Raw genomic sequence first — 11985 nt, 5'->3', positions numbered from 1 at the left:
TGGATTTGTAGCGATCAGGGCGAGTAGTGGTAGCGTGGGCGACACAAGGCGGTTGAGCGGCGTGCGATAACGACTAATTTTGCTCTTTACCCTGATATTGCTTGCGATAAGCCGATGGCGACTCCCCCAGGAATTGCTTAAAAACTCGACGAAAAGCCCGGTCGGATTGATAACCCAGTTGCCCGGCTATCTCCGTAATAGCAAGCTGGCCTTTGGCCAACAGGTCAGTAGCCAGCTGCACTCGCCAGCCGTGAAGATATTCCATGGGTGGCTGGCCTACCAGTCGATGAAAGCGATCAGCAAAAGCCGACCGCGACAGGTGGGCCTCTTGTGCCAGTGACCGCAGTGACCAGTCCCGCTGAGGATCAGCGTGCATCGCCGTCAAGGCGCGTTGAATATGCCTGTCCTGTAGGCCACGCAGCCAACCGGTACCCGTTTGATTGCTGGTGTCTGACAAAATCACTGAGCGAATCAGGCTGATGATAATAAACTCGGCAAGCTGAGCCGCTACCGCGACATACCCGGGTTGATCGTCATCAATCAAGCTTTCAATCGCCATTTCGGTGAGGGGCAAAAGTTTGCCGTCAACACGGTTTAACACAATGATGGCAGGCAGCGTTGACAACAAAAAATCACTGCGATTGCGTTGGAAGGTAAATGCCAATCCCAGTAAATCGCAGGGCTTGCCGTCGCCGCCCCAAATCAGCTGTTGCGCCGAAGAGGGCCGGTGTCGGGCATCCAGGCCTCGATATTCGTCCCCGGTCCAGGGCAGTTCATTAATGGGGGTTGCCTGAAGTCCGGGTTCAGACAACAACTGGCAGACCCCACCTCTGGGCACCAGGATTGTATCCCCCGCATTTAACCAGATGGGCTCCTCTTGATCGGTGAGTATCCAGCAACCTCCGGCAACGACGGTGAGGCAATAACCCGGAGAGAATTCTCTGACATCCACTGCCCAAGGCGCTGACAAGCGCCAGCGAGAGATGCTGGTGGATTCAATGGATAAGGCCGACAATACACTGCTGAGCAAATCCATAACAATACCAAAGACTATTTGTCCGATATTATGGATTAATTAACATATTTAGTCCATTCGTTAGTCGTTACACTAATCGTATCAAGTGAAAGATTAAAACGAGGTGCTCAATGACAGATAATAATTATGTAACGGACAGTAATTTGGCGGGCGGAATGCCCTCATGGCGCAAAGGCAAACGTGTGGCCATTGTCGGGGCGGGGCCGGGTGGGGTTTCAGCAGCACTGGCCTTAATCAAGCAAGGTTTTGATGTGCGTATCTTCGAGCGCAACCTTGAACCGAAACCCTTGGGTGGGGCAGTGCTGTTGAGTGTACCGGTATTGGCCGTTTTGCGAGACTACGGCGTTGATCTGAATAATTTTGGCTCCTATACGGTGACTGAATTTCGCAACGATAAGGGCAAGGTACGAGCCCGCTTGCCGTTTAACCCGTCAATCGAGCGGTCATTTGGCATCAAGGGCTGGCACTATGGGATGCTGCGTTCCAACGCTTTCGCCAGGATGATGGAGTTGCTACCTGAGGGAACTCTGGTTGCCAGCCATGAGTTTCAGTCTTATGAAGAGACTGAAGAAGGTGTGACTGTCCATTTTAGCAACGCACGCAGTGTCGAAGCCGATATTGTGATCGGCGCAGACGGTGTTCGCTCTGGTGTGTCACAGCAGGCGTTTGGTAAGGCAGATTTGTTTCATGTCGGTTTGCGGGTTTGGCTGGCCTGGTGTGATGCGGCAGATGTGCCTGATATTCCACCCAATGAAGGTGCTATCACCCACTCTCACAAGTATCAGGCCAGTTATTTTCCCATGCTGCAGGATGGCAAGCCGGGTTATGAGTGGTGGATTGTTGAGCCCGTAAAAGAACACGCCCCCGAACCTGCCTGTGTGAAAACCCATGTTGAAAATATCCTGCGTGATTGGGCCGATCCGTTACCCAGGTTTCCACAGGTGACTGACTTCGACAAACAAATTTTTTGCTGGGATATCTATAACCGACCCTCGATGAGCTCCTGGTCGAATGGGCGTGTGGTCTGCCTGGGGGATGCCGTTCACCCGGTGTCGCCTTACGCTGCCTATGGCATGGGCATGGCGATTGAAGACGGTTATTTTCTGGGGCAGGCCTTGCAAGGCTGTGACTTGAGTGATGTCGAGTCCGTTAAGCGGTCCTTCAGTGAGTTCGAATCACAGCGGGTTGCGTACGTGAATCATCATGTGGAATTTGCACGCAAGCTCGGCAATGTATTCCATCAATTACCTTACCCTTTAGCAAAGCTGCGCGATCTGGTGTTTGATAAGACGTCTGTGCTGGAAAAGATGATTCATAAGGATTACCTCAAAGATCAGGAGGCGATGAGTTTGTCGCTAGAGGAGTTACATATATGATTTTATGAGTACTCAATTAAAATCAGTAATGACAGGCATAGAAACCGAAAATTAAAACCCTATTATCCGACAAATTTCAGAGCCTGAAGTAATTTGTCGGACGTTTCTGTGAGTGTATAACACGTTTTTTGTCACCCACTTTTTTAAAGTTCTTACAACTTATGCACACATTAGTCTGTGGTGCCATGCTGATTAATCAAACCTCTGCATAATAACAGTACAGAGGTTTGGTGTGAAATAAATGTTTGATAGATAGCGGTGGTTTAGTATTTACCTTAAAATTTGAATTTACTTGATGTCGAGAAGTTTGATATTAATTAGTTTAAAATCATTATCTGGTAGAAGTGAAATTCTTTCATCTCCATTGAGAATTCTTCCTGGCATCCATTTTCCTTTATGATAAACACCTTCTTCGATACGGTCATATTCAACTTTTCGGGTAGAATTATTATTTCGCGGATTCAAATCCGAAGTGCATCACCTCAACCTGTAGAAGAAGGGGCTAGCTGAAGGTAAGCTCTCGCCCTTTTTCTCCGGCAAGAGATGAAGCAGTGAAGAGACAATACCAACAGCTAACCTATGAGCAACGATGCCAGATTTACACATTAAAGAAAACCGGTTTTAGCCAGCGAGCTATCGCTAACGAAATTGGCACCAATCAATCCACTATCAGTAGAGAGCTATCGCGTAACTCGGGAGATCGGGGATATCGCTACAAGCAGGCTCAGAGAGCGGCCACGGAACGCCGCAAAGCGGCCTGTAAAGTGACAAAGATGACGGTATCCATGGTGAGACTGATTGAAAGCAAGCTGCGTCTGGAATGGAGTCCTGAGCAAATATCCGGTTGGTTGAAGGTGGCGCACGGCAAGCCCATCAGTCACGAATCTATTTACTTGCATGTTTGGAATGACAAGCAAGCTGGCGGTGACCTTTACCAACATCTGCGGCGTCAAGGCAAGAAGTACGATAAACGACGGCATGGTAAATCAACCCGAGGCCAGATTAAAAATAGGGTTGGCATAGAAGAACGACCTGCGATAGTTGACGATCGCGGCAGGCTTGGCGATTGGGAAATTGACACGATGATAGGCAAGGGTCATCAGGGCGCTTTGGTAACGATTGTGGAGCGCACCACTCAGAAGGTATTGTGTGCACAGGTTGCCCACAAAACAGCAGCAGAGGTGACAAAAGCGACGATAGCGCTGTTGATGCCGTATAAGAACTATGTACATACGATTACCGCTGACAACGGCAAAGAGTTCTCGGGGCATGAAAAAATTGCAAAAGCACTTGATGCTGAAGTGTATTTTGCGCACCCTTACAGTTCTTGGGAGAGGGGGTTGAATGAAAACTCAAATGGACTTCTGCGACAGTACTTTCCCAAAGGCACCAACTTAAAGTTGGTCGGTCAATGTGAAGTCAGGAAAGCTGTCAGGCGACTAAACACTCGGCCAAGAAAAACTTTAGGTTACAAGACGCCAAACCAGCGATGGATGGAAATGGCGGCTTGAATAAACCGGTGATGCACTTCGGATTTGAATCCGCGTGGTTTTTAATCAGACTGAAGTCATAGAAACCCTCTTTAGATTCGATCTGCTCCCAATATGCGGGAATTAAGATAGTATTTAGATTCAATTCTTTCAAATGATCCCAATGATTTTTCATATATTCCAGGCTTGAGGCTGAAGAGTTATGAAGTTCACCTCCTAAAATAATATAGGGCTTGTCATTAACGAATAACTGCCGAACTGAACCAGTTGTCTTTATTTCTGGTAGAGGAGATGATTTTACGGTGCATGATAAAAAAATTAAATTAATACCACAAAATAATAAAAAATAAATTATTGAATTGTTTTTCATATGCGAACCTAATAATTTTTTAAAAAGTGCTGTAGCCAATTACACCAAGAAAATAACAATTAAATAGCCCTGTATTTGAAATTTGAAAATTCGACAGTTCCTTCACCTGCCGAAAATAAAGCGGGCTTTAGTCCCTGAAGGTCATCAGCTGTGTTAGCGTTGTAACCGGAAACCTCACTCCTGATCATATGTCGTGTCCATTCTTTTCCATGTTCTCGATAGTAAAAGCTGACAATATTGTTCTCGTTGCGGATTTTTAGCTCGATTTTTCGAGTGCTGGGTACGGGCTCTTGCCAATAACTCAACTTTCCGCCTCGGTAGGTGTGCATCCTCTTCCCATCACAGCCCATACCCAAAAAGAGCCGGTTGTTGTAAAAGAGTAAAAGCCCACCTTGAGATTCCGGCTCCAGTGTCATCGTGACAGAGCATTCATAGGACTTATCTCCTACAGTGACCACCAACGGTGAGCTGTTACCAGGGTCATCACCCTGAGCTTTAAACATCAATCGATTATTCGATACAGTGACGCGACTTGGCTCGTTAGGGTCTGCATTGAACAGTGTCCAGCGAGTACCTAGTGCTAGCTCGTCGAAATCATCTGATTTCTTCATGCCATGCTTAATTCCGCTGTTGCTTGCAGGCAGAGGAAGAGGTACCGATAAATCGCCGCCCATGGCGATCGGCCAGCCATCGCTGCTCCACTCAACAGGTTCGAGCAGCGTTTGCCGACCCAATGTTCGGAACCCATTCTCATAACCGTGGTAGACCATATACCATTGATCATTAGGCCCCATAACAAAGGTAGCATGCCCGCGAGACCACCAATATTCCCGTTCATCTGCAGTACGAATGATGGGGTTGTGTGGACAATTTTGCCAAGGCCCGTTTATTGATTTTGCTCGGGCAGCTATCACCATATGCCCAGTAGCGGGTCCTGCCGTACCACCAACGGCGCTGATTAAGTAGAACCATTGACCCCTTTTAAATATTTTGGGCCCTTCGAGGGCATAAGCTTCTGTTATCCAATCGGAAGGGTACTGCCAGCCATCATAGACATGATTTATAGAACCTATGGTAGACAATCCATTAGCTGCTAGCTGAACCCGGTTAACTCCCGAAAGAAACAAGTAGCGATTTCCGTCTTCACCTACTGCATGACCTGGATCAATCAACCCATAAATCCCTAAATCAATGGGTTCGCTCCAGGGGCCCTCAATACTGGGGGCATGAATCACATAAATATTGGCAAAATCTTTCAGTTCAGTAGACCAGGGGGCCTTCATGAATGGGATGTAGAGATAATAATGATCATTATGCTTTACCAGATCTACGGCAAATACAATACCCAACGGCTTTTCCAGGGCGTTGACCAGAGGCCGCCAATTCACCAAATCTTTTGAGTGCCATATCAACAACCCCGGGGACGCTTCAAAAGAAGAGTGCGTCATATAATAATCATCGCCGTCTTGCAATATTGTAGGGTCGGGATAATCGCCAGATAAAATGGGGTTCAAATAAGAACCGTTGTCCAAATCCGCAATTCGCTGACCCTCATAACCCGTGCCCCAAGCAACTTCTGGCAAAGACGTTTTAAGGCCACAATCACTGTTATGGTCAGCTGATGCACTATGTGAGGGTAAAGATGCCAAAGACACACCGGCAAGCCCAAGCTTCATAAAGTGACGGCGAGATTGACTCATACTATTTCTCCGTGATCATGAATGAGTTAACGAACCAATACCATCTTGCGACTGTCTGGCCGACTGAAAAAATTCAGATCGATTCTAGGCGGGAGATAAGATGCACTGAACTGATAATAGACCTCTACCTCATGCAGACCGGGTATCAGCCCACCGTCTTTATTAATGATCAGTGTCGCCACGTCTAGGTTGTTCCAGTGAACATCAGAGCGATGGCAGAGTTCTTGTTGTGTGTAAATATTGCCTCCAATGTTCCAGCATATTTCATTTTCGGTATAGGTGTGGCCATCGACAGTTACCTGGGCGGGACGGAGCTGGGAGAGCCAGATTCCCCGATAATAATTCAGGCGCACAGGAATTTGAAAACCGGTAATTTTTCCACCGTCGTGAATATTTCTAAAACCGCGCAATTGGATAATTGATTGCTCTAACATAATTAGCTTCCTTAAATCTCGCCCAATAAACGGCGCATCATGACGTGTTGTTTGCGTAACTGATCGGATGTGTATCCAGGTACAGATCGATTGCCACCCTCGTATTCACTCAATAAGCAGCCATCCCACTTTTCCTGAATCAAAATTTTGATGATTTCATCATAGGGGTGCGTAGGGTCGATAAAGTCTTCGGTCATATGAGTGAATTTTGCGTGACAGGCGTAGGTGTAAGGCAGCAACGCAATCATATCTTCTGGTGCCGATGGAGGGTTGTCGACACCTGGGATTTGGAGTCGTCCTTCGGGACTTTGGAAAACCCCAAAGTCAATATTCAGGCCAAAGTGCTTGGTCCCTGTGCGCTCAATAAATTCTACATATTCGTCGACCATCGCCGATTTTAACGGCGTCGGCTGATGTAATTCAGGGCACATTTTTACGTTGTACTCTTCGGCTACGGGCAGCGCCATTTCAATAAACTCTTGCCAGTTAGGCACTGGCGTCAGTATTTCATCAACAACACCCAGTTTGGTTCGCATCACGCTAAAGCCGAGCTTACTGGCAAGCTTGATATCCTTCACCAGCATATCGTAAGAATCTTTGGTGGATAACTGTTGCCCGGGTACGAGGCGGGAATCAACCCAATGGCCATATTCAACGGGTTCAATTTCGTATTTTTTCAACAGTGAAAACCAGTTTTCGAGCCATTCATCGGTAGGGTTGGGGTAGTTTTCAATATGACCATTGGCAAGAATCTCCAAGCCGGTGGCACCCATGTCATACATATCGGCAAAGCAATCTTCCATGGTCATGGTGAAACCAAGTTCTTCAGCATAACAATAGAGAGAAACCCCGCGATAAGGTTTTTTCTCTTGATGAGTTTTTGTAGTCATAGTGATTTTCTCATAGATATATAGAGTTGAATTTTATTCGCGCTCAAGTTCGGAACGTCTACTTCAGCTCGAACTGAGCGGGTTCGCCTGCTGTGGCCGAAGGTGCTATCCAGACGGTGAACGCACCTGCTTCCAGGCGGGTTGTTAAATTTCTGTCCAGGAAAGATAGAGCTGATGAATCAACCGTAAACTGAATTTTTTTCTTTTCACCGGGTAGAAGTTTGACTCTTGTAAAGTCAATCATTTTTCGTACCGGTTGAACGACACTGGCAGCGTTGTCATGTAGATAGAGCTGTGCTGTTTCAAAAACGGTTCTTCCTCCACGGTTTTGGAGATAACAACTGACGAGCAATGATTCACCTTTTGTGATCGTGTTTTTGTTGCAGTGTGTTGTTGAATATTCAATCTCCGAATAGCTCAATCCATGGCCAAACGGGTAGAGAGGCTGGTTCGGGATATCAAGGAAATGAGACGTGAAGTGTTGCTTAGAGTCTGCAGCGGGCGGGCGCCCGGACAACTCACGCGCGTAGTAATACGGTTGTTGACCGCTTTCCAGAGGGAAGCTCATCGGCAGGCGACCCGAGGGAGCAACGTCACCAAACAGAATGTCGGTCAAAGCTGGACCTGTTGCCGTCCCCAGATACCAGCCGACCAAAATGGCATTGGCATCTCTAACCGCGCCTTTGAGAGCCAGTGCCCGGCCATTGCGCAGAATAACAATGACCGGGGTGCCAGTAGCGGCAACAGCTTCAGCCAGTGCTTGCTGAGCTTCAGGAATTACAATGTTCGTTCTGGAGCTGGACTCGCCAGACATCGTGGCTGCCTCACCGATGGCCAGAATGACAACATCTGAGTGTTGGGCAGCAACAACAGCTGCATGTATTCCTCCGTCAATAGCCGTAGTAATTTCTGATCCTTTAACGATAGTCAGATCCGATGTGTTCGAGAGGACATTTTTAATTCCATCTACTAGAGAAACAGATGGGATCGCAGGGACGAAAGGTGACCAGGCCCCATCGAGATTGTCTGTATCTTCACCAAATGGACCAATCAGTGCGATGCGCTGCCCTGCCTTGGATAAGGGCAAAAGTGATTGTTCGTTTTTTAACATCACTACTGACTTCTGGGCGCTTTCGCGAGCAAGTTGTCGATGTTGTTTCAACATGGGTGCTAATGTTGAGGTCGTTTTGTTGATACGCCTGAAAGGATCATCGAACAATCCCGCTTGCTTTTTTATGTACAATACACGCCGCACCGCTTGATCCAGATATCGCACATCCAGCTCGCCTGAACGAACCAGATCAGGCAAGTATTGAGGATATATTCCACTGACCATGCCAATGTCACAGCCGGCGGTCAAAGCCATGCGCGCCGCATCACGGTCGTCCTTGGCGTAACCGTGATTGACCAATTCTTTTTCACTTTGAAAGTCTGATAGCACAGCACCATTAAAACCCATGCGTTGGCGTAGAATTTCTGTCAGCAGGTGAGGGTCCCCGGTGCTGGGTACTCCATCATTTGTATTAAAGGCAGCCATGGTGACTATGGCGCCTGCGCGAAAGGCTGCGTCAAAAGGCGGAAGGTAGACTTCGTGCAGCACACGCTCGGATAAACCGTTGCCGGCGTAATCCAATCCAGACTCGGCTGCGCCATAGGCTGCAAAGTGTTTAACGCAAGCCAGCAGGGAATCCGGCGCAGCCGGATCGTCATTTTGAAAGCCGCGAACTCGGGCTTCAGCAAACAGCGAGCCGAGCAATACATCTTCACCGGAGCCCTCGACAACACGACCCCAACGTTGGTCTCGGGCAATATCAACCATAGGGGCGTAGGTCATGTCGATGCCTTGATCTGCAGTCACTTCTTTGGCCGCAGCCCGGGCAGTACGCCGAGCCAGATCAGGTTCAAAACTGGCAGCCTCAGCAATAGGTACCGGAAACACGGTTTTATGGCCATGTATAATATCGGCGCCAAACAAGAGCGGAATCTTGAGCCGAGTCTCCTCGACAGCGGTTTTCTGGGCGAGTATTACCGAGTCCACATCTTCCGGAGACGTCATGAAGCCAATGGCTCCCTGACGGATTCGATGTTGCTGTTCATCGAGTAATTTTTGCGCTTGCGCTGGTGTAAAGTTGGGTGTGAATGGATTAATTTTTTGAAAATTTGGTTGCACCATCCTGGGGGTTAAAACTCCCTCCATATGCAACTGACCAGCCTTTTCCTCCAGTGTCATTTTAGCTAACAATGTATCAATAAAATTGTCGTTGATAATATCTTGTTGAGCCTCTACACGACTAACACCGGAAGCAAAAGCCGCAGCGATCGCCGAGTTTTGTAAAAAACGTCTGCGCGACAACTGAAAAATGTCTCTCATGAGGAATTACCCAATATATTGAACGTTTACCAGTCAAAAAAGCCCGGCACAAAGCCGGGCAATGAGAACAAACAATAAATTTTATCTATCAAAAGTTGTAATTGACTCTAACACCATAAGTGCGCGGTGGCTGGAATTGGTATTCGTTCCAGTGGCCAACATAATTTCGTGTTGCTTTCGATAAAATATCTTCATCAGTAAAGTTTCGAACGTAGCCTTGAATCTCCCACTGGGCGTCAGGAGTGACATATTTCATGGAGAGATTACCCACGGCATAGGATGGAGATTCGGTGTCGGCATTATTGAAAGCATCGTAATAAAATGAGGAAGAATACTTGCCATCAATTCTTGCCGTAATTTCACCCGCGTCGCCAAGGGAAAATACTTGTTCATAACTCAGGGTAAAAGCCAATTCCGGAGCGTTGGGAAGTTCGTTGCCTGATATATCGACAATATCACCGGCACCATCCACAACGGGTGCATCCAATGAATCAAATGTCGCATCAATGTACGCCACATCCAGACCGAATTTACCGTAATCACCCACTAAAAGAATGGCTTGAGTTTCTAAACCATTAATGGTGGCACTACCTACATTAAAGACGCCCTGACTATCACCAGCTATGACTTCAGTTTGTTGCGAGGCTTGATACCCTTCATATTCCATGCGGTAAAGGGATGCATTTAGCTGAAGGCGGTTATCAAACAGATTGTTCTTAGTGCCTATTTCCCAGGATTTGATATTTTCCGGATCATAGGGCACAGAAGCAGAGGAGCCATTTGAATTAAAACCCCCAGATTTATACCCGGTATCATATTTTGCATAGACTAAGGTGTCATTTGTCGGGGTCCACTCTAGACCCACATGATAGGTAGGTTCGGATTGAGAGATTTCTCCATCACCGGGGGTTACGATTACAATTGGTGGCAGGTGACCAGAGCTCGCGACTTCAAGATCAAGCGCCCCCTGACCATTGCGAGTTTTTTCATCTTTGGTTTTTCGAGCCCCGGCTGTAACTTTAAACTGATCATTGAAGCGATAACCTACCTGACCAAAAAAGGCATTGGACTCGGTGGTTACATCGTAGTCGAATTTGATCAGGTAACGACCTGAATAAGGCCCCGCTATTTTTTGCAAACCGGAGTCAATGGTGTTTTCTTCTTTAAAGTAAAAATAACCGAACTGGGCGGTAAACGCTTTATCCTGATCCGTCGCAAATCGGATTTCATGATTTACCGTATCCGGGGTTTCATTTTGTTTGAATTGTGCAGGCACTAAATCACCGGAGTCAGTACCGTCTAGATCATGTTTCCAACTTTGCTTGTCATAACCACCTGAATATGTCACTTCCATACCCCACGGAAGGCCGGCATAGATAAATTCCCAACGAGTACGTTCGCTGTCCAGGTGAGTCGCAACGGGGGCATAGCCTGAATAAAGTTCAGTGTCGATATCATCAATATCGATATCCTGGGCTAGTGTACCCTTAAAAGGAGCATCACCGACTTGATCGACATTGTCTTTCTGATAAGAGACCGACCCCTCAAAATTTTCAGTGGGCTGAAACGCAATCTGGGTACGCCACGAGTAATTGTTTTCATCGTCTGCTTCCAGTCCTATTGGCTCAATATCACGATACCCGTCATGCTGACGGTCTACTGCTGATAAACGCAGTTGGACTTTTTCAGAAACAGGGACGTTAACCATGGCATCAATGTTTCGAGAGGAGTAGTTGCCAACATCCAATGAAACCCGTCCTTCAAACTCCTGGCCAGGCTTGTTGGTGATGATGTTGATCAGGCCGCCAGTTGAGTTACGACCAAACAGAGTGCCTTGAGGACCTTTTAATACTTCAATGCGCTGTACGTCGTACATGGAGGAGAAAATATTGAAAGAGCGATTGGTAAAAAAACCGTCTCTTGCAATGGGAACAGAAGGGTCACCGATTTCGGTAACGTCAGTACTGGCCACACCGCGCATGGCAATGTATGCCGCGCCATTACTGGTACTTACGTTGACACTTGGGTCAACGGCCTGCAAGGCAACCACATTGCTGATGCCCGAATCGACAAGATTTTCGCCCGTGTAGGCGGTTAAGGCCACGGCAGTGTCCTGTGCACTGGTTTCAACACGATTTGCCGTAACGATCACTTCTTCAAGGGAGAAGCCGCTTTCAGCTATTCCATCCATCGACGCTAAGGCCATGGCGGCGGATATACAACAGGGTAATGTTTTTCGGGTAAAGGTACTCACGGGTGTCATCTCAACTCTCCGATAGGAATTTTTATAGTGCTCAACTGCCGTCACTCAGATACAT

Annotated in this window: 9 protein-coding genes; 2 read left to right on the top strand and 7 right to left on the bottom strand. The window is 47.3% G+C overall.

Going from position 1 to position 11985, the window contains the following annotated elements:
* Positions 1-73: 73 nt before the first annotated feature.
* Positions 74-1036, bottom strand: a complete 963-nt coding sequence (locus tag G8770_RS17820) for an AraC family transcriptional regulator (RefSeq protein WP_167190014.1) — start codon at positions 1034-1036, stop codon at positions 74-76.
* Between the two features lie 110 nt (positions 1037-1146).
* On the opposite strand from G8770_RS17820, the gene G8770_RS17815 reads away from it, so the two are divergent.
* Positions 1147-2412, top strand: a complete 1266-nt coding sequence (locus G8770_RS17815) for an FAD-dependent oxidoreductase (protein ID WP_208022347.1) — start codon at positions 1147-1149, stop codon at positions 2410-2412.
* A gap of 288 nt (positions 2413-2700) precedes the next feature.
* Here G8770_RS17815 and G8770_RS24735 read toward each other — a convergent pair whose 3' ends face one another.
* The gene (locus G8770_RS24735) at positions 2701-2877 is read right to left on the bottom strand and encodes a DUF5597 domain-containing protein (protein ID WP_167190011.1); all 177 of its coding nucleotides are present in this window, start codon (positions 2875-2877) and stop codon (positions 2701-2703) included.
* An 86-nt stretch (positions 2878-2963) separates the two neighbouring features.
* On the opposite strand from G8770_RS24735, the gene G8770_RS17805 reads away from it, so the two are divergent.
* On the top strand, positions 2964-3923 hold the full coding sequence (locus G8770_RS17805; protein ID WP_167190008.1) for an IS30 family transposase: 960 nt from the start codon (positions 2964-2966) through the stop codon (positions 3921-3923).
* A gap of 408 nt (positions 3924-4331) precedes the next feature.
* On the opposite strand, the gene G8770_RS17800 is transcribed toward G8770_RS17805, so the two are convergent.
* The 5 genes from G8770_RS17800 to G8770_RS17780 all read right to left on the bottom strand — a co-directional run bounded on the left by G8770_RS17800 (position 4332) and on the right by G8770_RS17780 (position 11921).
* Positions 4332-5972: a family 43 glycosylhydrolase gene (locus tag G8770_RS17800; RefSeq protein WP_167190005.1), complete on the bottom strand. Its 1641-nt coding sequence runs from the start codon at positions 5970-5972 to the stop codon at positions 4332-4334.
* A 26-nt stretch (positions 5973-5998) separates the two neighbouring features.
* Positions 5999-6406 carry a C-glycoside deglycosidase beta subunit domain-containing protein gene (locus G8770_RS17795; RefSeq protein ID WP_167190002.1) on the bottom strand — a complete coding sequence of 136 codons (408 nt, stop codon included), beginning with the start codon at positions 6404-6406 and terminating at the stop codon, positions 5999-6001.
* Positions 6407-6417: 11 nt separating this feature from the next.
* Positions 6418-7296 carry a sugar phosphate isomerase/epimerase family protein gene (locus G8770_RS17790; RefSeq protein ID WP_167189999.1) on the bottom strand — a complete coding sequence of 293 codons (879 nt, stop codon included), beginning with the start codon at positions 7294-7296 and terminating at the stop codon, positions 6418-6420.
* A gap of 58 nt (positions 7297-7354) precedes the next feature.
* On the bottom strand, positions 7355-9667 hold the full coding sequence (locus tag G8770_RS17785; RefSeq protein ID WP_167189996.1) for a glycoside hydrolase family 3 N-terminal domain-containing protein: 2313 nt from the start codon (positions 9665-9667) through the stop codon (positions 7355-7357).
* A gap of 88 nt (positions 9668-9755) precedes the next feature.
* Positions 9756-11921, bottom strand: a complete 2166-nt coding sequence (locus G8770_RS17780) for a TonB-dependent receptor domain-containing protein (RefSeq protein ID WP_167189993.1) — start codon at positions 11919-11921, stop codon at positions 9756-9758.
* Positions 11922-11985 lie beyond the last annotated feature (64 nt).

It is taken from the genome of Pseudomaricurvus hydrocarbonicus (genome assembly GCF_011602365.1).
GTDB lineage: Bacteria > Pseudomonadota > Gammaproteobacteria > Pseudomonadales > Cellvibrionaceae > Pseudomaricurvus > Pseudomaricurvus hydrocarbonicus.
This window is presented reverse-complemented; position numbering and strand designations above follow the sequence as displayed.